The organism is Paenibacillus sp. NN59, from assembly GCF_057597225.1.
The window spans coordinates 188315-214352 of record NZ_CP199678.1; the positions used below are offsets into that span (position 1 = coordinate 188315).

Below are 26038 nucleotides of genomic sequence, written 5' to 3' on the forward strand. Positions count from 1 at the left end.
TTGTTGTCTTGACGGACTTCACCGTCTGTCTTGAATATATAGTTTCATAAAAAACTAATCAAAACTTGGGAGGAACTTACTCATGATTAAAGTAGGTATTAACGGTTTTGGACGTATTGGTCGTTTGGCATTCCGCCGTATTCAAAATGTAGAGGGCATTGAAGTTGTAGCAATCAACGACTTGACTGACGCTAAAATGCTGGCTCATTTGCTCAAATATGATACAACTCAAGGTCGCTTCGATGGCGATGTTGAAGTACATGATGGTTTCTTCAAAGTAAACGGCAAAGAAGTTAAAGTACTTGCTAACCGTAACCCTGAAGAACTGCCTTGGGGAGACCTGGGTGTAGACATCGTTCTGGAATGTACTGGTTTCTTCACAACGAAAGAAGCAGCTGAGAAACACTTGAAAGGTGGAGCTAAGAAAGTTGTTATCTCCGCACCAGCTACTGGCGACATGAAAACCATCGTTTACAACGTAAACCATGAGATTCTTGACGGTACTGAAACTGTAATCTCCGGCGCATCTTGCACAACAAACTGCCTGGCACCTATGGCAAAAACACTGCAAGACAAATTCGGAATCGTTCAAGGTTTGATGACTACAATTCACGCTTACACTGGCGACCAAAACACATTGGATGCTCCACACCCTAAAGGTGATTTCCGTCGTGCTCGCGCAGCAGCTGAAAACATCATTCCTAACACAACTGGTGCTGCTAAAGCAATCGGTCTGGTTATCCCTGAACTGCAAGGTAAATTGGATGGTGCAGCTCAACGTGTACCAGTAGCTACTGGTTCCCTGACTGAGCTTGTAACTGTTCTGGGCAAAAAAGTTACTGCTGAAGAAGTTAACGCAGTAATGAAAGAAGCTTCCGATCCACAAACTTTCGGATACACTGAAGACGAAATCGTATCTTCCGATATTCAAGGAATCACTTTCGGTTCCCTGTTTGATGCAACTCAAACTAAAGTTCTGACTGTTGGCGACCAACAACTGGTTAAAACTGTAGCTTGGTATGACAACGAAATGTCCTACACAGCTCAATTGGTTCGCACATTGGAGCACTTTGCAAAAATGATCAAGTAATATCTGTAATAACATAGAGCGGAAACAGATTGTTATTGTTTCCGCTCTTTATATATGGATATTTAGTTAATTTCTCATGAACACCAGGACTGACAAGGGATTCAGCTCTTGAAAGGTTCACCAAATACATGGGTGCGGAGGAAATAGAGATGAACAAAAAAAGTGTACGCGATATCGAATTGAATGGAAAACGGGTATTTGTCCGTGTAGATTTCAATGTGCCGCTCGAAGATGGTAAAATTACAGATGACAAACGTATTCGTGCAACACTGCCTACGATCAACTTCCTGATCGAAAAAGGTGCAAAAGTGATCTTGGCGAGCCACATGGGACGTCCAAAAGGTGAAGTTGTAGAATCCATGCGTTTGACACCAGCAGCTGAGCGTTTGTCTGAATTGCTCGGTAAACCGGTTACTAAAGCGGATGATTCCGTAGGTGAAGCGGTTAAAGCTCAAGTCGCGGCATTGAACGATGGCGACGTATTGTTGCTTGAAAACGTTCGTTTCCACGCAGGCGAAGAGAAAAACGATCCGGAACTGGCAAAACAATTTGCTGAACTCGCTGATGTATTCGTTAATGATGCATTTGGCGCAGCTCACAGAGCACATGCTTCGACCGAAGGAATCGCTCACTTGCTTCCAGCAGTGTCCGGTTTGTTGATGGAAAAAGAGCTTGATGTGTTGGGTAAAGCAATCTCCAACCCTGAGCGTCCTTTCACAGCAATCATCGGTGGTTCCAAAGTAAAAGACAAAATCGATGTGATCGACAACCTGCTCAACATTGCAGACAACGTAATCATCGGTGGTGGTCTGTCTTACACATTCATGAAAGCTCAAGGCCACGAAGTAGGTCAATCCTTGCTGGATGAGTCCAAACTGGATGTAGCACTGGGCTTTATCGAAAAAGCAAAAAAACTGGGCAAAAACTTCTACCTGCCAGTGGATATCGTAATCTCTGACGACTTTAGTGCAGACGCAAACACAAAAATCGTTGAAGTTGGCGACATTCCTGCAGATTGGGAAGGTATCGACATCGGTCCTAAAACACGTGAGATCTACGCTGACGTTGTTAAAAACTCCAAACTGGTTGTATGGAACGGACCTATGGGCGTATTCGAAATCGAGCCATTCTCCCACGGTACTCGTGCAGTAGCAGAAGCTTGTGCTACAACATCTGCTTACACAGTAATCGGCGGCGGCGATTCTGCAGCGGCAGCTGAGAAGTTCAAATTGGCTGACAAAATGGACCACATCTCCACAGGTGGCGGTGCATCGCTCGAGTTCATGGAAGGCAAAGTGCTTCCAGGCGTAGTTGCATTGAACGACAAGTAAGCTTTAAGCTATAGCATGAAGGAGTTGAAACCAATGAGAACACCAATTATCGCGGGTAACTGGAAAATGTTCAAAACGGTTTCCGAATCCAATGACTTTATTCAGGAAGTTAAAGGAAAAGCGGAAGTCGCAGGCGTAGAAACAGTAATCTGCGCACCTTTTACAAACCTGCCATCCCTGGTAGAAGCTGTGAAAGGCACTAACATCAAAATCGGTGCACAAAATCTTCACTTCGAAGACAACGGTGCATTCACTGGTGAAATCAGCGGTATCATGCTGAAAGAACTGGGTGTTGATTACGTGATTATCGGTCACTCGGAGCGCCGTCAGTACTTTGCGGAAACCGATGAGACTGTCAATAAAAAGTTGCATGCAGCATTCCGTCATGGATTGACTCCAATCTTCTGCCTTGGTGAAACGCTTGAAGAGCGCGAAGCCAACCAAACAAAAGACGTATGTAAAGTGCAAACCGAAGCAGCTTTCACTGGTCTGACTGCTGAGCAAGCAGCACAAGTGGTTATCGCTTATGAGCCAATCTGGGCGATTGGTACAGGTAAATCCTCTACATCCCAAGATGCGAATGAAGTTATTGCTTACATCCGTACATTGGTGAAGGATCTGTACAACGAGCAGGTTGCAGATGCGGTTCGTATCCAATACGGCGGCAGCGTGAAACCGGAAAACGTAACAGAATACCTCGGACAAAGCGACATCGACGGCGCACTTGTTGGCGGTGCCAGCTTGCAGCCGGCTTCGTTCATCGCGCTTGTTGAGGGGGCGAAGTAAGATGACAGCTCCAAAACCTGTAGCACTGATCATCATGGATGGCTTCGGTCTGCGTAACACGGTGGAAGGCAATGCGGTAGCGCAAGCCAAAAAACCGAACTATGACCGTTACATGAGCCAGTTCCCACACACAACTTTGACTGCATGCGGTGAGGCTGTAGGTTTGCCGGAAGGACAAATGGGGAACTCCGAGGTAGGTCACTTGAACATTGGTGCCGGCCGGATCGTATATCAGGATTTGACCCGTATCTCCAAATCGATTCGTGACGGCGAGTTCTATGACAATGAAACACTTGTCAAAGCGGTGCGCGAAGCGAAACAGAACGGTAAAAAGCTTCATCTCTACGGCTTGTTGTCCGATGGTGGCGTACATAGTCACATCGACCACTTGTTCGCGATGCTGGATCTGGCTAAAAAAGAAGAAATGAATGAAGTATACATTCATGCCTTCCTGGATGGCCGTGATGTTATGCCGGATAGTGGTAAAGACTTCATGCAGAAGCTGATCGCTAAGATTGATGAAGTGGGTGTAGGTAAAATCGCAACGGTTCAAGGCCGCTACTATGCTATGGACCGTGACAAACGCTGGGAGCGTGTGGAGAAATCTTACCGCGCCATCGTTTACGGTGATGGACCGAAATACACTGATCCACTCAAAGCGGTTGAAGAATCGTATGAGAAATCCGTATTTGACGAGTTCGTTGAACCAACGATTATCGTTCAAGCGGATGGTGAGCCGGTAGGTCTGGTAGAGAGTGGCGATTCCGTCATCTTCCTGAACTTCCGTCCCGACCGTGCAATCCAGTTGTCGCAAGTATTCACGAACTCCGATTTCCGCGGTTTCGATCGTGGGCCGAAGTTCCCTGTAGGCTTGCACTTTGTGTGCCTGACGTTGTTCAGCGAAACAGTTGAAGGTTATGTGGCTTACTCGCCTAAAAACCTCGACAATACGCTGGGTGAAGTGCTGGTACAGAATAACAAAAAACAACTGCGTATTGCAGAAACGGAGAAGTACCCGCACGTAACCTTCTTCTTCAGCGGCGGCCGTGATGTAGAGCTTCCAGGCGAAACTCGCGTGCTGATTAACTCACCTAAGGTGGCGACGTATGACCTGCAACCGGAGATGAGCGCTTATGAAGTAGCCGATGCAGCAGTCCGTGAGATTGAAGCGGATAAACACGATGCGATTATCCTGAACTTTGCTAACCCTGACATGGTTGGACACTCCGGTATGCTGGAGCCTACCATTAAAGCGGTTGAAGTGACGGATGAGTGCATGGGTCGCGTTGTAGACGCGGTACTTGCCAAAGGCGGCGTAGTGCTGATCACTGCGGATCATGGTAACGCGGATATGGTGTTTGATGAGCAAGGACGTCCGTTCACAGCTCACACAACGAACCCGGTTCCATTTATCGTAACTGATCCAAATGTAACTTTGCGTGAAGGTGGAATTTTGGCCGATATCGCGCCAACCATTCTTGACCTGATGCAATTGCCACAACCGGAAGAGATGACGGGAACATCCGTTATTGCTACCCGTAAGTAAGTTGCACAGCCAACATATATGAAATTGGGAAGTTTGGCGTTTGCCCCTGAACGGAGGCAGCAGAAATGGTCTGAAGAAGCGTGAGCGTTCGCCTTTATCACTAGGATTCCAACTTATGAGAATAAGTTCAAAGGAATCCGGGGATAACAGCGATCGGAAGACGATTCTGCTGATGTAGTGGATAAGGGGAAACACAAGTGGTCCTAATTTTTAATAAATTCAAAATTAAAGGAGATTATCACTCATGACTATTATTTCTGACGTGTACGCTCGCGAAGTCCTCGACTCCCGCGGTAACCCTACAGTTGAAGTTGAAGTATACCTGGAGTCCGGCGCAATCGGACGCGCAATCGTTCCATCTGGTGCATCCACTGGTGCCCACGAAGCAGTTGAGCTTCGCGATGGTGACAAATCCCGTTACCTCGGTAAAGGCGTTCTGCAAGCTGTTAAAAACGTAAATGAAATCATCGCTCCAGAAGTAATCGGTATGGATGCTTTGGATCAACTGGGTATCGACAGATTGATGATCGCTTTGGATGGTACACCAAACAAAGGTAAATTGGGCGCAAACGCAATCCTGGCTGTATCCATGGCTGTAGCTCGCGCTGCTGCTGATGCTCTGGAATTGCCACTGTATGTTTACCTGGGTGGATTCAACGCGAAAGCATTGCCAGTACCAATGATGAACATCATCAACGGTGGTGAGCACGCGGACAACAACATCGACGTACAAGAGTTCATGGTATTGCCAGTTGGCGCACCAAGCTTCAAAGAAGCTCTTCGCGTAGGCGCAGAAATCTTCCACAACCTGAAATCCGTACTGAGCTCCAAAGGCTTGAACACAGCTGTAGGTGACGAAGGTGGTTTCGCACCAAACCTGGGTTCTAACGAAGAAGCAATCACTACAATTATCGAAGCAATCGAAAAAGCTGGTTACAAACCAGGTGTTGACGTATTCTTGGGTATGGACGTTGCTTCCACTGAGTTCTACAAAGATGGTAAATACACTTTGGCTGGTGAAGGTAAATCTTACACTTCCGCTGAGTATGTTGACCTTCTGGCTTCTTGGGTTGAGAAGTACCCAATCATCACGATTGAAGACGGTATGTCCGAAGATGACTGGGATGGTTGGAAATTGCTCACTGAAAAATTGGGTGACAAAGTACAACTCGTTGGTGACGACTTGTTCGTAACGAACACTGAGCGTCTTGCTAGAGGTATTGAGCAAGGTATCGGTAACTCCATCCTGATCAAAGTAAACCAAATCGGTACCCTGACTGAAACATTCGATGCAATCGAAATGGCTAAACGTGCAGGATACACAGCTGTAATCTCCCACCGTTCCGGTGAGTCTGAAGACAGCACAATCGCTGACATCGCTGTTGCAACAAACGCGGGTCAAATCAAAACGGGTGCTCCTTCCCGTACAGACCGTATCGCAAAATACAACCAATTGCTTCGCATCGAAGATCAATTGGATGAGCTTGCTCAATACAATGGTCTTAAAGGTTTCTACAACCTCAAAAAATAAGCTGTGTACACAGCTTTTCGGGCAAGCCGGGTAACCGGCTTGTCTTTTTTATGATTATATATGGTGCTGTAGAGTGTGGATGTAGTAGTTATATGAATACTTGGTGTCCAATTTTGAAATTTAAGGGAAATAGGGTGTGGTGTACTACTTGTATCACACCTATAGCTATGCTACAATTAAAGTAACTGTTTTTATGGTCAGATGTTATGCCCACATGGGTAGGAGGTGGAAAGAATGGATATTGCTTTGAAATTGCTGCTCGTTGTTTTCTCGATCGGTCTAATCACTGTAGTATTGCTGCAGCACGGGAAAAGCGCTGGTTTGGCGGGTGCCATCTCCGGTGGTGCGGAACATCTTTTCGGTAAAACGAAAGCGCGCGGATTGGATCTTTTCTTGCAACGTGCAACGGTGGTACTGGGTGCAGGATTTATGATTTTGGCTGTTATTGTTACGATCGTTTCGAAGTAACTAGCAGTCAGCAAGAAACCGAATAGCTGAAGCCAATGGCTTAACGGATAAACCTTCGTTTCGTGCAGAAACGGAGGTTTTTTAGTAGAAATTTATTGCTCCAAAGTTTTCCATTTATATTGCTATATAGGCCATCTAGTCCTTCATGAAATTGAGGGATACTGCATTTTGCTTGTAACTTCTGTTCGATTCCCCCTTACTGTTTTAGAGACCCATTTCAGGCAGGTATGCCCCGGCGAGATGTAAAAATCCTGTGATTAATACTTCAAACGTATAGATAAGATTTGTGGTGAAACTAATTTTCTAAATGCTAATTTAAATCAGATCGGGCATATCACATACTGCATAAACTGTTTGAAGGAGCAGACTCAAACGGCTAGCTTGGAACGTTAAGAGACCAAGGGTCTTTTTTGGGTAGCTACGGATGGGCTGGATTGAATTCGTGTATACTAGGGTATGAGATAGTAAGGGCGCGGTAATCATACGCATTTTACTATGTGGTATCTGTACGAACACGGCAAGAATTCCGATACATAAAGAGAAGAGATCAGACTATACTCTTACGTTTCCCGAGGTGAAAACTAATGATAACCGAACAACAATTGCTTGACTTCATGCGGGAGACCGCTTATAAACCGATGACTTATCAGGAGCTGGAACAGCACTTTCAGATTGAAGATGCTGCTGATTTCCGAGCCTTTTTGATTATGCTGAATACGCTGGAGGAATCCGGCCAAATTTTGCTGACCAGTAACAACCGCTATGGTATGCCAGAACGTATGAATCTGGTGCGTGGGCGCTTGCAGGCGCATGCGAAGGGGTTTGCTTTTCTGATTCCAGAAGACCGCGAACACCCGGACGTATATATCCATGCCAATGATATGAAAAGTGCAATGAATGGTGATATTGTGCTTGTGAAAGTAACGTCCCAAGGGCCGTCCGGTGGACGTCTGGAGGGTGAAATTGTACGGATTGTGACGCGTGCAATTACACAAGTTGTAGGAGTTTTTCAGAGCCACGAAGTGTACGGATTTGTCATTCCGGACGATAAACGGATTAATCGTGATATTTTTATCCCGCGTACGAATTTTGCCGGTGCTGTAGATGGACAGAAGGTTGTTGCCAAGATTGTCAGTTACCCGGAAGGCCGTGCAGCCGCTGAGGGTGAAATTATAGAGATTTTGGGTCACAAGGATGAGCCAGGCATTGATATTTTATCGGTCATTCGCAAGCATCAGTTACCTGAAGCTTTCCCGGATGAGGTGATGCAAGAAGCGGAGAAGGCGCCTGATTCCATTACAGATGAAGAGATTATTCAGCAGGGACGCCGCGACTTGCGTGGTCTGAACATCGTTACGATTGATGGCGAGGATGCGAAAGACCTGGATGATGCGGTTAACGTGGAAAAACTGCCGAACGGCAACTACCGTCTGGGCGTGCATATTGCCGATGTAGGTTACTACGTGCGTGAGAACTCCAAACTGGATCAGGAAGCATATAACCGCGGATGCAGTGTGTATCTCGTTGACCGGGTTATCCCGATGCTGCCACAACGTCTGTCGAACGGAATTTGTAGTTTGCACCCACAGGTGGATCGTCTGACGTTGTCCTGTGAGATGGAGTTTAACGACCAGATGAAGGTTGTGAAGCACGACATTTTCACGAGTGTTATCAAAACGAAGGAACGTATGACCTATACTAACGTACGCAAAATCCTGGAAGGCGAAGAGCCGGAGTTGCTTGAACGTTATAAAGACTTGGTGGAAGATTTCCACCTGATGAAAGAGATTGCATTGAAGCTACGTGCGATGCGTATGCGCCGCGGGGCGGTGGATTTTGATTTTGAAGAGTCCAAAATCATCGTCGATGAGAACTGCAAACCGGTGGATATTGTGAAACGGGAGCGTTCCATTGCAGAACAAATCATTGAGGAGTTCATGCTTGCAGCCAATGAGACAGTAGCGGAGCATTTCCACTGGCTTAAAGTGCCGTTCATCTATCGTGTGCATGAAGACCCGGATCAGGAAAAACTGCAAAACTTCCTCGCTTTTGCGGCGAATTTTGGACACCAGGTCAAAGGGCGTGGTAATTCCATTCATCCAAGGGCGCTTCAATCACTACTGGAGGATATTAACGGTACGAAAGAGCAGACGGTCATCAGCACGATGATGCTGCGTTCCATGAAACAGGCGAAATATGATTCGGAAATGTCCGGTCACTTTGGTTTGGCGGCAGAGTTCTATAGTCACTTTACATCCCCGATCCGCCGTTATCCCGATCTGGTCATTCACCGGGTCATTCGTGAAGTGATCGAGAACAACGGGGCATTACCGGAGAATCGCCAAGAGTATCTGGCAAGCCGGATGTCGGATATCGCCCAGCAGTCCTCGGAACGCGAGCGTGTGGCGGTGGAAGCGGAGCGCGATACGGAGAAAATGAAAAAGGCCGAGTACATGCTCGACAAGGTCGGCGAAGAGTTCGAAGGCATCATCAGCAGCGTAACCAGCTTCGGTATGTTTATTGAGCTGGAGAACACGGTAGAAGGTCTGATTCGACTTAGCGCGCTGACAGATGACTATTACCATTTTGATGATCAGCATATGGCTTTGATTGGTGAGCGTACATCCAAAGTATTCCGTATCGGTGACGAAGTGAAAATTCGCGTAGCACGTGTGAGTATGGAAGAGTACACGATTGATTTTGAAATGGTCGATATGAAACCTCGCCGAGAACGGGATGGTGGTTTCGATCGTGGTGCTCGCGGTGGTAAAGGTGGTCGTCCTGGTAGCGGCGGCGGCCGAGGCGGAGCCAAAGGTGGCTTCGGTGGAAACCGTGGCGGAAAAGGCGGTGCTGCAGCTGCTGGTTCAGGCGGTAAACGTGACCGAGGCGGCAGATCTGCAGAAGAGAGTGGTAAAGGTGCCCGCGGTGGCCGTGGTGGAGCGGCAAATGCCGGAGCAAGCGCAGGCTCATCAGCAGGTGGGTTTGCTGGTAAAGGCAGCGGCAGACCGAAAGGTGAACGTCGTGCGAGTGATGCAAGTGCAGGCACAGGCGCTTCAGGTAGTCGTGGTAAAGGTGCGGTAAGCTTTGGTTTTGGTTCGGGTAAAGGCGGATATAGCTCTGCCCCGGCTGGTCAGGATAGTGGATCAGGTGAACGTAACCAAGGAAATAGCCTAAATGGTAGCGGCCGTGGAGAAGGAAGCTTCAAATCCGGTAAGGGCGGTAGCGGTAAAGGTGGCAAAGGCGGAGGTAAACGTAAGAACACCTCACCTAGCGGTATCTTTATCGGGGAAAATGCTACACCGGGCGGCGCGCAAGAAGGCGGAGCACCACGCCGTAAACGTAAGAAAAACAAAGGCGGGGCCGGGAATGGGACAGCCGCTTTTGTTCGGAAGAAAAAGAAGTAAGTGAGAAGCCAGAAAGGGGCGGCGCAGGCCGCCTCTTTCTTGATTTTAACAGCCGTCCTTGCTACAATTAGGGTCTGGCACAGGTTTTTTGGTGCAACATGGATGCTATGCTGGTACAGCATGGTACGGGTTTATTTTACGAAGAAGGAGTGAGGACATGGGCAAGAATGATGGGCAGAACAAAGTGCTTGCACAGAACAAAAAGGCTTCCCATGATTACTTCATTGAAGATACGTATGAAGCGGGCATGGTGCTGACCGGCACAGAAATCAAGTCGATTCGTAACGGTCGTGCGAACATTGGAGACTCATTTGCAACGATTCGTAACGGTGAGATTCATATTCACAATATGCATATCAGTCCTTTTGAACAAGGCAATCGGCATAATCCGCTTGATCCAACACGCACACGTAAATTGTTAATGCATAAGGTGCAAATTCATAAATTGCTTGGATTATCCAAGCAGGATGGATACAGCATTGTGCCATTGAAAATTTACATTCGTAATGGCTACGCGAAGCTGCTACTTGGCTTGGGTAAAGGTAAGAAGCAGTATGATAAACGTGACACTGCCGCGAAACGGGATGCTCAACGTGATATCCAACGTGCACTGCGCGAGAAGCAGAAGGTTGCGCGTTAAAAGAGAACGACGTTTCGCAAACTCGGAATCGATGGAGCCTCGCATTTTGCCTATGTATGGGTGAGTGTGAGGCTTTTTTTATTTTGTAGATTGCGTAAATTTGTGCACCGGTGGGTAAATTAATTAAACCAACGGTTGTAGCTGGGTAAACTTTACTTCCGATGAGTCACGCGGTATAATATGTAGACGATTGAGCCTGATGGCGTGGTTAGTTGGCTAGTTTGGATAACCTTTCATCTGCGCTCAGTAGACTGGATTGCTTTCCAGCAATCTGCACTATATCGGTGATTCGGGCTGTGATATGATTATTCATGTAGCAGACAGGAATGCCGAGTATGTAAGAAACATCTTTTCACCTTGGAGGGATTAGATGTGCAGCACCTTTGCTCCGTATTCACGGATTAATCCTGGAGCCCTTCTTCATTGAGGGGGCGTTTATGGATTCGACGGGGATAGTTCGAGCATGGGTAGCGGGTAGTGGGGACGCGTCCGCTTTATCAACGCTAAAGCCTATTAAACGGCAAACAACAAACAAACTACGCTTTCGCAGCCTAAGAAACTGTGTGCGTGCTTCTACCCTGCATCGCCCATGTGACAGGACTAGGGGCTAACAAGTAGTGGGATACGCTGTCACATCTCCGCCTGGGGTGTGCTGAAGAAGACAATCAGGCTGACCCAACGTATAGCCGGTTACAGGGCGATACTCGGGTGACATCAAAACTGTGACTACACCCGTAGAAGCTTATGTGTCGTTATCTTCGGACAGGGGTTCGACTCCCCTCGCCTCCAAGATGGTACTTAATGAGTAAGTACTATGTTGAAGGCGTTTAGGTAACTCCAAGTGAAAAAGAATCAGGTAGCTGGAACATCAGCAATCTGATTCTTTTTTTATAACTTACATATAAATTGTTTTTCAAGAATGAGAAAGAGTATGTGATCGTGTGAGGTCGCTTCACCGATATCACTCATACTTCTGAAATACAAGTTGGCTTCCTTATAAACATTTAATTCTTGCAGATTATATAAAGCTTTTAAACTTCTCATTTTTTTCTTTTTTGTCTGGTAGTTGATCAAGCAGGATATACAGTGAGGTAGGATACCTTTCTGGATTTGAATAGTTAAAACCAAATATATGTTTAAAGAATTGATAATATAGTAAGAAATATTCTTGTTCCCTCTGTTCTTTTGTTAGTCCAACTGCTTGTTTAATATTATGTGTAAACATGATTCTAACTTTGATCTTGTCTTCAGCAACATAATAATGCAAATGGTCTCGTATCTAATACGCAAATTAATCCTAATAATACTTACTCCCATACATTCACTGGCCTGAACAAAAGTACTAAATATTACGTTAAATTCTCTGTAACTACTGGGAATGAAAATACCTACTCTTTTAACGGTGCTATATCCTCAGTAAAATAACATTCTATATTAATGTAAAAAGGCTATGGACTATGTCCGTAACCCTACTAATTTTTGAAAGGAGTATTATGAGACGTTTGCTTAACTAGAAAAATGTAAACTATATATTTTACATCTATATATTTTGCTTAATTAATTTTGTAGTTGTTAAATTTTTTGGAGACTTCGACTCAGTAATTGGAAGAATTAATGTTGTTCTAGGACAAAGAAGATATTTTGGATCTTGGAATTATTCATTTAAATTTTTTGGCACAATTTCTACTGCGATAAACTCATATAAACAAGATCCAAGTTTGGGACTTGCGATAAAACTATTTATCGTAAATATTCTATGTTTTGTACCTCTGGGGTATTTATTAGCTTTAAAATTAGAAAAGAATTCAATGATTAGAGTGGCATTATTTTCTTTGTCTATAATCTTATGTATTGAGATTACTCAATTTATAACATGTCTCGGTATTGCAGATGTAGACGATGTAATTCTTAATATGCTAGGTAGTGGATTAGGGTATGTCCTTTTCCTTGTGATTGAGAAAATCTATCCTATGAAGTCAAAAATAAATAGAGATAACTCAAAAAGTAACCCCAACAGCTAAAGATATTGAGGGTGCTTTTTGTTTACATATAAATTTTGATCACACAACGTGTGCGGCTCTTGTTTTGTGAGCAGATCAGCGGGACCTTGCGGCCCAGTAGCTACTCTGACTCATCCTCTGGACGCAAGAAAACCGGTATGTATGATGAACTTGATTAATATGAATATGCAGATGTATGTATGCAGTTTGGGTGAAGTAAAATTTTTATATATAATGTAAAAATATGTCTTCTTGCTCTTTCGAAAATAGTGTATCATAAATATTGTTAAAAAAGTATGTTGATAACTTAACATACTAAATATATATATTTTGGAGGTATTTAGATGAGAAAAGTAATCAAACGTATTTTGGCTACTACAATTTCTGCTGCAAGTATCTTTGGGGTAGCATCTTCCGCATTTGCTGAAGAAGTATCTCTACCAACAACACCACCAGTGTTGATAGAGCGACCAGGAAATGATACAGACGTTATTGTTCCTTTCGCTTCTGATAAGCCATGGTCCATAAATTTTGATGGGAGCAGAACAAGTGATTCCAAAACGCTTGTAATGTCAGATGATTTACCTTGGCTTAAAATTCAAGTGAAAAATTCAGGAACAACAGACATGATAGTTACTCTCACACAACACTCTCCTACGGGAAAAGTATGGGGTATGCTTACTATTCAGCCTGGAAAAACAGAGAACTTATGGGGTGAGATGCCTTATGGAGGAACGTATTATGTTAACTTTACATCGACGGGCACTTTAAAAGGTGCAGCTTCTACCCGAATCGCTTCAACCTGGCAGGAATTAGGTATTTAATACAATATTCCCAAAAACACCCTGGCTGGGCAATGTCATTAAGTTTAGTCCAAAGACAAGATCAGGAACAAAAAATGGAAGCCGAAACGGTATGGGGGTGAGTCCCATGCCGTTTGTTTTTCCAGTGTATTTTAAAAAAATTCAACAGCATATAAAGCTGAAGGAACCTTCCAAGATTCAAATACATACGAGCCAATTTGTATAGTTAAAAAAATAACGTTGTGAGTTTAAAAAAGTTGGTAGATTTCTTGTTTTTTTTTAATTTCTATAAAGGAAAAATTGGGGTCATTAGAGTGTGAGAAATTCCATCCTCCATAACTCAACTGACAAGGTTTGAAACCAAGTTTTCTTTAATAGATCTTGCGTTTGCCCTTTTTCCATCGTATTCCTTAGATTAAAATCTCCTTCTAACTGTAAATATAGCAGCTATCAAACAGCAAAATGCTCAATATAATTTTTAATCTAACCTAACTTTAGCTTAAGGACTAATTTTGAATTAATGTAGAAAATGCCTAGTCGTTTGACTGGGTATTTTTTGTTATTGAGTAACGAACGTATATTCGCATACAATAACGAAAAGCGAACGAATGTTCTTTTGGTGGAGGGATGAACATGCCAGTGAAATACTTGGGGTGTTTAGTGGAAATCATTTATCAGGATCAGTCGGGAAAGATCACGAAGCGCCGCATTCAGATCAAGAGCATCCGATCTGGAAGAATCAAAGCAGATGATTTGTTGTCTGGCCAGCCACGTACGTTCCGTGAATCAGGACTGCTGGCATGGCATCCAATCAAGACAGTAGAGAAAGGGGCATAAAGATATTGACTGATTATCAGCGCAAGGTGTTGAGAATCTTATACAACTATAAAAACGGCCGCAGACGCTTCCCTACGATTCATGAACTGACCGTCAAGACAGGCAAATATAAACCTGATGTCATGGCTGCGTTGGACGCCCTTGTGTCTGCGAAGTACATTAAAATACAAAGAAAGGAGCCCTAATTGATGTATATACAATATTTTAAAGGTGCAGGCGGTTCATTATTCATAAGTATTCTAATTTATCTATTAACGGTCCCAATCTACAAAGAGTATCTCACACTTCAACTTAAAATGGTCGCTTTATACGTTTATGTTAGTTGTATATTGGGGATCATCTTATACTCAATCCTTGTTAAGTATAAAAAAGAGGCAAATTATATATTTTGTTTCTTGTTATATATCCTATTAGGAGGTTTGGCATCTATAGCCTACTGGCCGCTATTTTTCATTTTTATAGCAGGTTCCGTGGTGTTTTATTTAGTTCAAGTAGTACAAAAAAATAAGTTCCCTATAGTGTTGTCCATATCGGGGCCCATATTCTTAATTATAATCCTTATCCTGAACTAATGAAAAAGGTGTGAGCTAGCCTTTTACAGTCCAAGAGGCCAATCCATTCTGTCTCGAATTCAATAAAACTGGTGAGCAAGAAATACTACATAAAGGAGTTAACCCCAGATGAGTGAAAAACACTGGCTTGTCGTGCAATATCCGCTAAAGAGTGCCAACGGTACCAAACGTGATCAGTGGTTGAAGGAGAAGGTTATGGAGTATCTTGAAACTGCTCTAACCCAGCATGAACTGGGGGAAGTGGATGGATGCGAGATAGGAAGCAGCATGGCTGATCCGAAGAAGTATGTGATGAACATCTTCTGTGTGGTGACGGATGAAGAGCGGGGCATAGCATTGGTCAAAAAAGTACTTCGAGAGAGCCGGCTAGATTACACCCGCATCCTCATTGCAACTATGCCTTACGGCACAGAAGGCAGCTACACGTTGAAGTTTGCTTCCAAAAAGGGTGTTACTGATTTTTCGCTATAATCTTCAACTACGTATTCAATATGAGGCGATCTTCACATCTTACGGTGGAGGTCTTTTTTTTATGCCGAATAAGGCACATCCATATCGAGTTTAGCTTTTTTCCACCTAACGCCCAACCTCTCTACCAATACAAACCGGCACAAAGCGATAAAAGGTGTTGAGGCTCTTCCAGATCCAGGCATATAATATACAATTGTATGCAGTCCGAGGTAGCGTGGATCTCTCGGAAATCTGAGAAGAATGGAGGGTACTGTATTGAGCAGGAAGTTAAACCTGATATTACGTCTAAGAGAGTTTTTGCAACAAAAGCCCAAAACACTTGCCTTTAAAATTCCCTTTGCGTACTTTGTTATTATTCTGCTAACGGTGGCGTTTAGTGCGCTGGTGCTCAACCGTATTTCGGAAAATGACGCGCAGCAGAAGATCAACGAAGCGTCACTGCAGACGATTACGTCGATCCAGACGAATGTCAATCTGATGATCGAGAATGTGAACAATTATTCGAAAATGATTTTCTCCGATCCGAACCTGCAGAACCTGCTAAGGCAAGGCAATGTATATTCTAATTTGCAGATGCAATCCAAGGTTAGTTCGTATTTGACTAATCTTATGCAAGCGGTTCCAATTATTGATTCAGTCTACATTTATGACAACTCGGGACACCGTTTTTCGGTGGGCACACAGCAGTGGCCAGCTTTTCTCGAAGCGAATGTGAAGGATGCACCGTGGTATGAGCAAGCTCTGAATTACAAAGGGCGATACCTGCTCAGGCTGAATGGCGGTGACAGCAACGAAAAGGAAGCGGGAGTCGGAGCGGTAGCAGAGAACATGAACAACACTGTATACACACGGGCAGATGTAAAAGAAAATAAACGTCAGAACTCTCCTAATCATGAATTTGCTAACAAAGTGACGAGCAAGAACTCGAACAATAATGATCGAGGTACTGAGCAACTTAATAGAGAAATTCATGAAAACGAAAACACTAACAACATGGATAGCAAAAATACCAACAGTATAACCCATAGTCAAAATGTCGGCATGCCCCCGGCCAACGGTAGAAGTTTAGAAATGGAGACGGAGAAGGAAACAGAACAGGGGAAAGAAAAAGAGAAAAAAAATGAAAATGAGAAACAAAAAGAGAAAGTGGTCTCTTTTATTCGTTTAATGCGCGACCTGGACGATACCTCTCCACTCGGCTTTCTGGTCATGAACATCAAAGAGAAATCCATTGCCCAAGCTTACGCTAATCTGCCGGCATCCGATTCATTTCAGGTAGCCATTCTGGACGAGCATCAGCAGATTATCGCATCGAATGCCACTACAAATACGGCAACAAACACCATGACAAATGCTGTAAAGAATGCAGATTCTACTACTTCTTCAACATCTCTGGCATACACAGCCTCATCAAAATCTACCGCACATACAGCAACTCCAACAGCTACAGAATCAGAAGAGGCAATTCCATCTGATGCTTCCTCGTCCACAGCTCAGAAACAAGCAAGTATGCAAGAGATTTTAGAGGCCAATCAAGCAAAGTTAAAACAGGCATTTCAGGAACAGCCTTCAGGCGTTCTGACTCTACATTCCGGAGGACAAGATTACGCGGTGACCTACCGCTCAACAGGTGAAGATCAGTGGAAGTACATCAGCATGAGTCCATATCGTGCAACGGACACCCGCAACACATCTCTAGTTCTGCTTGCTTTTATGCTGCTGGCGGTGAATGGGTCTGTCTTTTTTGTCAGTTCTTTTATTATCTCTCGTAGCGTCATCAAGCCGATTCATAAGTTACTCCGATCCATGCAAAAAGCACCCAGTGGCAACTTCCGCAAAGTTAAAGTGGAGCTGAACAGTTACGAATTCCAACAGCTTTACAGTGGCTATAATCAAATGATTGAGCAGATCGAGCAGATGCTGAGTCGAATCATTCAGGAGCAACAGACGATCCGCCGAGTTGAGCTAAACACGCTCCAAGCACAGATCAAACCGCATTTTCTGTACAACACACTCGACTCGATTACTTCTCTGGCGATGTCGGGTATGAACGATAAAGTGTGCGAGATGCTGGAGGCACTCGGAAGTTATTATCGGCTGAGTGTGAGCAAAGGCAATGAGGTCATCACACTACGCGAAGAGGTTGAGATTGTACGTCATTATTTGATCATCCAGCAGGTGCGTTATCCTGGTGTTTTTGAGGTGCAGTACGATATCGATCCGGACTGTGAGCAGGTGCTGATTCCCAAACTCGTACTCCAACCCCTGGTGGAAAATTCACTCTATCATGGCATTCGTGCCAAAGGCAGCTCGGGCATTATACGTATTCAGGCGCAGCAATCGGGAGATAGCGTTACACTATTACTTACGGATGACGGTGCGGGTATGTCCGAGGAACAAGTGCAACAGATTCAGCGCACAGAAAAGCACAACTTCATCCGACTCGTGCATGATCAGTCAGAGCCTAGCTCCTTCAGCACCCGCGATCTAACTCTCTCGAATGCCTTTAAATCCTCTTCCAACCCTACTCCCGCCTCTAACTCCAATGTAAATGCAAGCTTTGGTCTGTGGGGAACGATGGAGCGGCTGCGTATATTTTATGATCGTGAAGATGTGTTGAATCTTAAGAGTGTGCCTGGAAAAGGAACCACCATAACCATTACGATCCCGAAGGGAGACGTTGGATCATGGAACCATTAAAAGTATTGCTTGTGGATGACGAATATCTCATCCGAAATCTACTACGTATGCGCATCGATTGGCAGGAACAAGGCATGCAGATCGTTGGCGAAGCCTGTGATGCGGCAGAAGCCTTAGAGCAGATAGAGTTATTACATCCGGACATTGTATTTACGGATATTTATATGCCCAAGATGGACGGCATTGAGCTGAGTGGTCTCATTTTGGAGCGTTATCCGAACATCAAAATTGTAGTGGTGACAGGACACGATGAATTTGAATATGCACGTCAGAGTGTGAAGCTGGGTATATCCGATTTTATTTTGAAACCGATTCGAGCTACTGAATTATTACAGGTTACCACCAAGTTGCGAGCGGCTATCGAGCAGGAGAGGGGAAGGGAATATGAGCTGTCTAAGCTGCGAGAGGAGATGAAGCGCAGTCTGCCGTATCTCAAGGAACGTTTTGTGAATCAGTGGCTACAAGGGGTGTTGCATGAGGAAGAGGTGCGGGAACAGGTGCGTTTCTTCGACATTCCAATCGCTGCTGATAACCTGCAATCTCGAGTAGCCATCATCGAGGTACAGGCCGCGATACCTTCACAAACGGAGACTTCTAACGAGGAAGTTCAGATCCTGATGCGTATGAATGGTTTGAAGCACGTACAGGCCTATTACCAGCAGGATATATACAAAATCATTGTCATGGACACACACAATCGTATTGTCATCTTTACGACCCACCCTGATGCCAAGCTAACCGAGCAGGCCGAGCAATTAATGGGAGAACTTCGATATCTGCTGAAAGTTGACGGTTCCGAGGCAGACGTAACAATAGGGATTGGACAGCTGTACTCCGGGTGGGAGAGAGTCTGTATCGCTTACCGTGAAGCATGTCGTGCTCTGGATTACCAGACGTTTGTGGGGAAAAATCAGGTCATCTGCTTCGAGGATCTCGTGATCGAAAGCGATCAACAAAGCCAGCCGTATCGCTCGGATAAAGGGCTTCTAGAGCAACTGCAATTCTGCATTAGCGTTGGTGCGGGAGAGGAGGCTGTGTCTTTACTTAAACAGATCCTTGCTACCCCATTTTCCAATCCAGCACAGTTCCGCATGGCGGCTATGGATGTAATTACCGAATGCCAACGTGCAGCCATGGAGCAGCAACTTGAGGGTGAGCAGGTATTCAACCAGGAAGCTGTTTCCATGATGCTGATGTCAGAGCATTTACCAGACTTGAGGGCGATGCTGGAGCAACATGTCCGGGCCATATCGGGTGTGATTAAAGCCAAACGACAAGCGAAGGAAGTCAATTTAATCGATCAGGTCAAGGCGTATTTGGAAGAGCAGATGAGCAATGCAGAGGTGGGGTTGTCTAGTACAGCCGCGACTTTTTACGTGAGTCCGGGTCACTTGGGGCGTTTGATGAAAAAAGAAACCGGGCAGACGTTTGTCGAGTATTTAACGCAGCTTCGTATGAAAAAGGCCGAATCCTTGCTGAAGCAGACGGATTTGAAAGGGTATGAGATTGGGGAGCAGGTAGGTATCCCGGACCCGCACTATTTCAGCGTATTATTCAAAAAACAGTTCGGTCGTTCCATGAACGAGTACCGGAACGTCCGAAATTAAGCCTTTTACACTTCAAAATGGTCGCGCTTTCAATTGTGTTCGAATATTACAAGTCGATGCCTGTTTTCTAAATGGAGCACAGTGCGAACCACTACTAAAATATGGATACATAGTTGAATTACTTTTTACACTAAAACGGAGAAGACAGAAAAAACCTGAAGAAAAGAAGAGTTCGCCTTTATCACGGGTTTTACCCCTTCAAAAGGGAATCAAAAAAATCTGGGGATAACAGCGATCGTAAGGTTATTCTGTCATCGGAGTGTACGTGTAAATATCTGAGTTCAACGATGTACAGAACCAATAAAAAGATCAGGGAGGTCATATGATGAAAGCGCTATTAAAGAAATCTTTAAGTCTGTTTCTGGCTCTGGGACTTGCGGGAAGTCTGGCTGCATGTTCGTCCGATTCGTCTGGCGGAGCACAGGGGGGAAGCAATGGTAAGATCAAGCTGACGCTGTGGGATCAATCGGTTGGTACAACAGACCCGTCAGCCAAACTGCTACCTGAGATTGTGGAGAAATGGAACAGCGAGCATCCCGATATCCAGGTTGAACGTACAGGCACAACAGGTGAACAATACAAAACGAAAGTGAAAACATCCATCGCAGCTGGTGAGTCACCAGACCTGTTCTACGGAATGGGCGGGGGCAGCTTCATGCAGCCCTATATTAAATCCGGTAACGTACTGGAGATTACAAGTTATCTGACTGACGATATCAAGGAACGTATGGGTCCCGGGATGGCAGAAGCGATTAATATGGATGGCAAAATCTATACGCTACCTGTGTACACACACATCGCCAATCTTTACGTGAATACCGAATTGTTTGAGCAGGCGGGTGCCAAAATCCCGACTACATATAACGAGCTGCTGGATGCTGTCACCAAACTGAAAGCAGCAGGAATTACCCCGGCTGTGATTGGTGAGAAAGACCGCTGGCCGGGCATGTACTGGTATGACATGATTGCGATGCGCCAAGCGGGCAATGCGGCGGTGATCGAAGCGTTCAAAGATCCGTCCAAGTGGGATTCACCGGACTTTGTCGCGGCCGCTACCAAGATGCAGCAACTGGCTCAGGCCGGAGCATTCAACAGCAGTATGTTCAGTATGAGTTATGACGAGATGCTTGGGGCGTTTAATGCGGGCAAAGGTGCGATGATGTTCCAAGCGAACTGGGTCAATGCAGGTATTGAAGACCCGTCTGCCTCGGCAGTTAAAGGCAAAGTAAAGGTAATTCCATTCCCGGTATTTGAGGATGGCAAAGGCACCAGCACTGAAATCTTCGGCGGAGCCGTGGACGGTTTCTACATCAGCCAAACGACCAAGCATCCGAAGGAAGCTACGGAATTCCTCATGTATCTGAGCGAGCAACTCGGCACACAAGGTTTCCTGGCGGGAGCAGGACTGCCAAGCTGGAAAACCGATTCACTCGACACCTCCAGCTTGTCTTCTCTCGATCTGTCTGCGGCGGACATTATGAAAACGGCCACCTCCTTCATCGCTTGGTGGGATAACATCCTGCCTGCCGAGTCTGCGGAAGCACATAAAAATCTGATCGCACAGCTACTGGCTGGTGATGTCACGCCAGAGGAGTTTTGCAAACAGATGGCGCAGCTGAAACCAACGGAGCTAAGTCTGTAGGCTAAACAGGCAAGCAAGTATAGTGAAATGCTGCATGCGCACCCTTTCGAAGTTTGCACGCATATACACTTGTAAACCATCAAAATAATGCCCAAACGAGGCGTGATCCGGGATTTCCGGTCACGCCTTTGAGAGGAGAAGAGTCATGAACTCTGTATTTTCCAATAAAGGTACGATTGCCGTTTTTGTATTACCTACACTGATTCTGTTCTGCGGCATTGTGCTGATTCCGATCTTTGTCTCCAGTTATTACAGTATGCTTGATTGGAATGGCGTGGGGAAAGGCGCGTTTATCGGCCTGGACAACTATGTGGAGATGTTCAAGGATACCCGAGTGATTAACTCGATCAAAAATTCCCTGCTATTTGCAGGTGCCTCTGTATTCATTCAGTTGCCAATCTCACTGGTGCTGGCGCTGATTCTGGCCTCTAACATCAAAGGGGAAGGCTTTTACCGAACCGTATATTTTATTCCTGTACTGATCTCCACGGTCGTTATTGCCCAGTTATGGTCGAAAATTTATAATGCCGATTACGGTCTGCTCAACGTGATGCTACAGAATATCGGTCTATCCAGCTGGGCGCAGGATTGGCTGGGTCAGAAGGAGACGGCTCTGACGGCCTCCTTCATTCCAACGCTCTGGCAGTACATGGGATATCATATGTTGCTGATGTACGCTGGGGCAAAATCCGTTTCCCAGGATGTCTTAGAGGCGGCACGAATCGATGGTGCTTCCCGGATGCGTGTGGCGTGGTCCATTATGATCCCGTTGATGAAGCCGATTCTGAAGGTATGTCTTGTATTTTCGGTAATTGGGGCGTTTAAGGTGTTTGACCTGATCTATGTGCTGACAGGCGGCGGGCCATTTTACAGTACAGAGGTGCCGAGCACGCTGATGTACGCTACCATTTTTGACACGTTCCGGTACGGATACGGCAGTGCTATTTCTGTTTTTATTATCGTGGAATGTCTGGTGTGTACCATCCTTATTAATTCGTTGTTCAAGACAGAGTAGAGGGAGGGAAGACGTATGAGTACGGTTAACAATATCATGTTGCAAAAAAAGCCCCAGCCTCGGCGCTCCCTCACCGGAGCTATCGGCAAAGTGTTATTGCAGGCGTTTCTGATCCTGATCGCCGTCATTCAGATCTATCCGCTGATTTGGCTGGCACTGTTTTCCCTGAAGGATAACAGTGAAATTTTCAGCGGCGACGTGGCAGGGCTACCCAAAGCCTTTCTGTGGAGCAACTATACCAAGGCACTGTCTGATGGGCATGTCCTGAACTATTTTATGAATAGCGTGCTGGTCACGGCGGTCTCCATTATTCTGGTGCTGATCCTGTCCTCGATGACGGGATACGCGATTACAAGAATGAACTGGAAGCTCAGTGGGCTGACGATGACGTTGATTCTGCTCGGAATGATGGTGCCGATTCATGCGGCGCTCCTGCCGTTATTTATTATTTTGAAAAACCTGAGTCTGCTCAACAGCTACTGGGCTTTGATCATTCCTTATGTAGCCTTCGGCATTCCGATGGCGGTCTTCATCCTGGGTAGCTTTTTCAAAGGTATCCCCAGAGAGATGGAGGAGTCTGCCGTTATCGACGGATGCGGGATTTACCGCACGTTTTTCTCCATTATCCTGCCTCTCGTAACTCCTGCGATCTCCACGGTAGCGATATTTACATTTTTGTCGTGCTGGAATGAGCTGATGTTTGCAGTCACGTTTATTAACAATACAGCGTATCAAACGCTGACGGTGGGCATGATGTCCATGGTTGGAACGTACATTACGCAGTGGGGCATCATTGGCGCGGGTCTAATGATTACGACCGTACCGACGGTTGTGATCTATCTGCTCCTGAACAAACAGGTGCAGAAGAGTATGATTGCTGGTGCGATTAAAGGTTAGCTTTTTGCTAGTGTGATTACTATATAAGTTCAACTATTTTTTACATAAAAACGGAAAGGACAGAAAAAACCTGGAAAAGCGAAGCTAAAAGCTTTCTGAAAGAAAGCTACATCGGAAGCATACGCCTCGCCTTTATCACCGGATTTTTCCTTTTAAAAAAGGGAATCAAAAAATCTGGGGATAACAGCGATTGGAGGGTTGTTCTGTCATTGGAGTGCTTGTGTGAACATATCAAGTTCAACTTATATGGACTAGACCCCAGCTTTCAGCCGTGGAATAATAAGGGAGAGTTGATCTGAGCAGTCAGAGAGGGGAATGTGGTTACATGATGGCGCAGTTAGTTGAGCAGGTATCTGTACAGGAAAAGGTTGTAGCTTTTACGTTTGATGATGGCCCTCATCCGGTGTATACCCATCAAGTGCTGGACATTTTCCGCCGTGCAGGCGGGCATGCAACGTTTTTCATGATCGGCAAGGAGATGGAAGCATACCCGGACATTGCGGCACAGGTGCATCGTGAAGGCCATGAGATTGCCAATCATACATACACTCATCCGAACCTGACCGAGCTTACGCTGGATGAGGCCGGGGAAGAATTGCGGCAAGCAGAACGCCTTGTTCAAGAAGTCACGGGCAATGCTGCCCGCAGCTTCCGTCCGCCTTATTTTGGCGTGAACGAGGACATTCTAGCTCTGGCTGCGGAGCGGGGTTACCGGACGATCGGTGCGGTGAACGGCGGTGCGCAGGATTGGGATAATCCCGGGGTTGAACACATTTTGGAACATACCCGTTCCGTGGTAAAACCCGGCAGTGTTTTGATCTTCCATGATGGATACGGGGAACGTTCCCAGACTGTTGAGGCCGTACGTGTGCTGGTGGAAGAACTGACGGCAGAGGGATATCGCATGGTCACGGTGAGTGAATTGTTAAGAATGGCTGAGTGACATGCTGCTGTAAGCTGTAAAACAAATTGTCATAAAATAGAGCAGACCCATCATTTTATAGATTGATGGGTCTTTTTGTTGTGTAAATGGAGGTAGAACATCTCCCATGTGTTTTACTTTACTATAGAATCTACTCTATAATAGTAGGCTAAACTAGACTGCGTCAGGAGGAAGTTATGGATTTTATCAAAAAACAGTTAACGGAACTCGGCATGACTGAGCCTTCCCTTGGATACTTTTCCAGTGTAATTATGATTATTTTTATTGCACTGATCTCGATGATTGCCAATTATATTGCCAAACGACTTGTACTTAAGGCCGTGCATCGGATTGTGAGTCATAACCGGTTCAAATGGGGGCATATCGTTGTTCAGAAAAAGCTGTTCCAGCGACTATCACACCTTGTACCGGCTATTATCATCTATTATACGGCTTACATTTTCCCGGGTTATCAGGCTTTGATTGAAAAAGCGGCCATGACCTACATGATTGTTATCATGATTACGGTGCTGAATGCATTGCTGAACGTGTTCGATGATATCTATCGTACCTATGAAGTGTCTAAAATCCGCCCGATCAAGAGTTATATTCAGGTGGCTAAAATAGTACTGTTTATCATTGGCGGTATCATTGTGATCTCCAGTCTGGTCGGACAGAATCCGTTGATCATCCTCAGTGGACTGGGGGCTTTATCAGCAGTATTGATGCTCATCTTCAAAGATTCCATTCTGGGTCTGGTCGCGGGTGTGCAACTGTCATCCAATGATATGGTGCGAGTAGGCGACTGGATTGAGATGCCGAAATACAATGCGGATGGCGACGTGATCGACATTACATTGAATACGGTGAAAGTCATGAATTTTGATAAGACGATTACCATGATTCCGAGTTATGCGCTGATCTCTGACTCATTCCGAAACTGGAGAGGCATGCAGGTTTCCGGCGGCAGACGAATTAAGCGGAGTATTTTTATCGATATTAGCAGTATCCGTTTTTGTGACGAAGAGATGGTGGCTGAATTCGAAAAAATCCACTATTTAACCGATTATGTCACGTCGAAATTAAAAGAAATCGAAGCGTACAACGTAGAGCATCAGGTAAATCGGGAAAGCAACGTAAATGGCAGACAACTCACTAACATCGGTGTATTCCGTGAATACATTCATCAATATTTGCGACATCATCCGAAGATCAATAAGGATATGACGATGATTGTGAGACAGCTTGCTCCGGAGGATCGCGGATTACCTCTCGAAATTTATGCGTTCAGCAATGACACCAACTGGGCTGTGTATGAGAATGTGCAGGCAGATATCTTTGACCATATCTTTGCAGTTGCATCAACGTTTGGGCTGCGTGCCTTCCAGAATCCAACAGGGCATGACATTGTACAGCTCAAGGAAAATAAAGAATACGTGCGAGAATATTAATGGGGTATCCTATCCATCAAGCACTTTTTGGGAGTGACTCTCCAATTCTTGCATAGTTTCATGATGTAGCTATACAAATAGCTCCAGTAAGTAGCGCTAATATAGTTACACTACGTAGTTCAGAAGATATTTAGAAAAGCCATGAACCTCTCCGGTTGATGGCTTTTTGTCTGTGATATAATAGGGCATATTTTAAGGACATAGAATGAGGCGAGCATGGGAAGATGATGAGGAATGGTAACGTTTCCCCTGAAAATCGCTATTGCTTCAATATACAGGTAAAGAATAACTCACTTCATAGAATTCGAGATACAGTACACGTACA

The 26038-nt window shown here is 45.2% G+C and carries 19 protein-coding genes and 1 other RNA gene; all 20 read left to right on the forward strand.

Going from position 1 to position 26038, the window contains the following annotated elements; translation table 11 throughout:
* Positions 1-82: 82 nt before the first annotated feature.
* The 20 genes from gap (at position 83) to ACT89M_RS01015 (ending at position 25713) form a co-directional block, all read left to right on the forward strand.
* Entirely contained in the window at positions 83-1090 is a 1008-nt protein-coding gene (gene gap, locus ACT89M_RS00920) for a type I glyceraldehyde-3-phosphate dehydrogenase (RefSeq protein ID WP_056695277.1), read from the forward strand.
* A gap of 149 nt (positions 1091-1239) precedes the next feature.
* Complete coding sequence (locus tag ACT89M_RS00925) at positions 1240-2421, forward strand: phosphoglycerate kinase (RefSeq protein ID WP_090924797.1); 1182 nt, start codon at positions 1240-1242, stop codon at positions 2419-2421.
* A gap of 33 nt (positions 2422-2454) precedes the next feature.
* Positions 2455-3207, forward strand: a complete 753-nt coding sequence (gene tpiA, locus ACT89M_RS00930; protein WP_308723438.1) for a triose-phosphate isomerase — start codon at positions 2455-2457, stop codon at positions 3205-3207.
* A gap of 1 nt (position 3208) precedes the next feature.
* Positions 3209-4753, forward strand: a complete 1545-nt coding sequence (gene gpmI / locus ACT89M_RS00935; RefSeq protein WP_308723437.1) for a 2,3-bisphosphoglycerate-independent phosphoglycerate mutase — start codon at positions 3209-3211, stop codon at positions 4751-4753.
* A 244-nt stretch (positions 4754-4997) separates the two neighbouring features.
* Positions 4998-6284 (forward strand): phosphopyruvate hydratase, encoded by a 1287-nt coding sequence (gene eno, locus ACT89M_RS00940; RefSeq protein WP_090924800.1) that lies wholly within the window; start codon positions 4998-5000, stop codon positions 6282-6284.
* Between the two features lie 234 nt (positions 6285-6518).
* Positions 6519-6752: a preprotein translocase subunit SecG gene (gene secG / locus ACT89M_RS00945; protein ID WP_090924801.1), complete on the forward strand. Its 234-nt coding sequence runs from the start codon at positions 6519-6521 to the stop codon at positions 6750-6752.
* 584 nt (positions 6753-7336) lie between these two features.
* Entirely contained in the window at positions 7337-10156 is a 2820-nt protein-coding gene (rnr, locus tag ACT89M_RS00950; protein WP_308723436.1) for a ribonuclease R, read from the forward strand.
* A 157-nt stretch (positions 10157-10313) separates the two neighbouring features.
* Entirely contained in the window at positions 10314-10796 is a 483-nt protein-coding gene (gene smpB, locus ACT89M_RS00955) for an SsrA-binding protein SmpB (RefSeq protein ID WP_090924803.1), read from the forward strand.
* Between the two features lie 427 nt (positions 10797-11223).
* Positions 11224-11586, forward strand: a transfer-messenger RNA (tmRNA) gene (gene ssrA, locus ACT89M_RS00960).
* A gap of 754 nt (positions 11587-12340) precedes the next feature.
* On the forward strand, positions 12341-12817 hold the full coding sequence (locus tag ACT89M_RS00965) for a VanZ family protein (RefSeq protein ID WP_487345297.1): 477 nt from the start codon (positions 12341-12343) through the stop codon (positions 12815-12817).
* 323 nt (positions 12818-13140) lie between these two features.
* The gene (locus tag ACT89M_RS00970) at positions 13141-13620 is read left to right on the forward strand and encodes a hypothetical protein (protein WP_308723435.1); all 480 of its coding nucleotides are present in this window, start codon (positions 13141-13143) and stop codon (positions 13618-13620) included.
* Positions 13621-14247: 627 nt separating this feature from the next.
* Positions 14248-14436 carry a hypothetical protein gene (locus tag ACT89M_RS00975; protein ID WP_487344966.1) on the forward strand — a complete coding sequence of 63 codons (189 nt, stop codon included), beginning with the start codon at positions 14248-14250 and terminating at the stop codon, positions 14434-14436.
* 680 nt (positions 14437-15116) lie between these two features.
* Positions 15117-15479, forward strand: a complete 363-nt coding sequence (locus tag ACT89M_RS00980) for a hypothetical protein (protein ID WP_308723433.1) — start codon at positions 15117-15119, stop codon at positions 15477-15479.
* Positions 15480-15734: 255 nt separating this feature from the next.
* Positions 15735-18179, forward strand: a complete 2445-nt coding sequence (locus ACT89M_RS00985; protein ID WP_308723432.1) for a histidine kinase — start codon at positions 15735-15737, stop codon at positions 18177-18179.
* Entirely contained in the window at positions 18167-19786 is a 1620-nt protein-coding gene (locus ACT89M_RS00990; RefSeq protein ID WP_308723431.1) for a response regulator, read from the forward strand. The genes ACT89M_RS00985 and ACT89M_RS00990 overlap by 13 nt, the downstream gene beginning before the upstream one ends.
* A 322-nt stretch (positions 19787-20108) precedes the next feature.
* Positions 20109-21428, forward strand: coding sequence for an extracellular solute-binding protein (locus tag ACT89M_RS00995; RefSeq protein WP_308723430.1), 1320 nt, complete (start codon positions 20109-20111; stop codon positions 21426-21428).
* A 145-nt stretch (positions 21429-21573) separates the two neighbouring features.
* On the forward strand, positions 21574-22443 hold the full coding sequence (locus tag ACT89M_RS01000) for a carbohydrate ABC transporter permease (RefSeq protein ID WP_308723429.1): 870 nt from the start codon (positions 21574-21576) through the stop codon (positions 22441-22443).
* Positions 22444-22458: 15 nt separating this feature from the next.
* Entirely contained in the window at positions 22459-23340 is an 882-nt protein-coding gene (locus ACT89M_RS01005; RefSeq protein WP_222592195.1) for a carbohydrate ABC transporter permease, read from the forward strand.
* Positions 23341-23665: 325 nt separating this feature from the next.
* On the forward strand, positions 23666-24283 hold the full coding sequence (locus ACT89M_RS01010; RefSeq protein ID WP_308723428.1) for a polysaccharide deacetylase family protein: 618 nt from the start codon (positions 23666-23668) through the stop codon (positions 24281-24283).
* 176 nt (positions 24284-24459) lie between these two features.
* The gene (locus ACT89M_RS01015) at positions 24460-25713 is read left to right on the forward strand and encodes a mechanosensitive ion channel family protein (RefSeq protein WP_090924269.1); all 1254 of its coding nucleotides are present in this window, start codon (positions 24460-24462) and stop codon (positions 25711-25713) included.
* Positions 25714-26038 lie beyond the last annotated feature (325 nt).

What these genes read in the sequence shown, in the direction of transcription:
- gap (WP_056695277.1), top strand. Translation starts at nt 83, where the DNA reads ATGATTAAAGTAGGTATTAACGGTTTTGGACGTATTGGTCGTTTGGCA.
- ACT89M_RS00925 (WP_090924797.1), top strand. Translation starts at nt 1,240, where the DNA reads ATGAACAAAAAAAGTGTACGCGATATCGAATTGAATGGAAAACGGGTA.
- tpiA (WP_308723438.1), top strand. Translation starts at nt 2,455, where the DNA reads ATGAGAACACCAATTATCGCGGGTAACTGGAAAATGTTCAAAACGGTT.
- gpmI (WP_308723437.1), top strand. Translation starts at nt 3,209, where the DNA reads ATGACAGCTCCAAAACCTGTAGCACTGATCATCATGGATGGCTTCGGT.
- eno (WP_090924800.1), top strand. Translation starts at nt 4,998, where the DNA reads ATGACTATTATTTCTGACGTGTACGCTCGCGAAGTCCTCGACTCCCGC.
- secG (WP_090924801.1), top strand. Translation starts at nt 6,519, where the DNA reads ATGGATATTGCTTTGAAATTGCTGCTCGTTGTTTTCTCGATCGGTCTA.
- rnr (WP_308723436.1), top strand. Translation starts at nt 7,337, where the DNA reads ATGATAACCGAACAACAATTGCTTGACTTCATGCGGGAGACCGCTTAT.
- smpB (WP_090924803.1), top strand. Translation starts at nt 10,314, where the DNA reads ATGGGCAAGAATGATGGGCAGAACAAAGTGCTTGCACAGAACAAAAAG.
- ACT89M_RS00970 (WP_308723435.1), top strand. Translation starts at nt 13,141, where the DNA reads ATGAGAAAAGTAATCAAACGTATTTTGGCTACTACAATTTCTGCTGCA.
- ACT89M_RS00980 (WP_308723433.1), top strand. Translation starts at nt 15,117, where the DNA reads ATGAGTGAAAAACACTGGCTTGTCGTGCAATATCCGCTAAAGAGTGCC.
- ACT89M_RS00990 (WP_308723431.1), top strand. Translation starts at nt 18,167, where the DNA reads ATGGAACCATTAAAAGTATTGCTTGTGGATGACGAATATCTCATCCGA.
- ACT89M_RS00995 (WP_308723430.1), top strand. Translation starts at nt 20,109, where the DNA reads ATGATGAAAGCGCTATTAAAGAAATCTTTAAGTCTGTTTCTGGCTCTG.
- ACT89M_RS01000 (WP_308723429.1), top strand. Translation starts at nt 21,574, where the DNA reads ATGAACTCTGTATTTTCCAATAAAGGTACGATTGCCGTTTTTGTATTA.
- ACT89M_RS01005 (WP_222592195.1), top strand. Translation starts at nt 22,459, where the DNA reads ATGAGTACGGTTAACAATATCATGTTGCAAAAAAAGCCCCAGCCTCGG.
- ACT89M_RS01010 (WP_308723428.1), top strand. Translation starts at nt 23,666, where the DNA reads ATGATGGCGCAGTTAGTTGAGCAGGTATCTGTACAGGAAAAGGTTGTA.
- ACT89M_RS01015 (WP_090924269.1), top strand. Translation starts at nt 24,460, where the DNA reads ATGGATTTTATCAAAAAACAGTTAACGGAACTCGGCATGACTGAGCCT.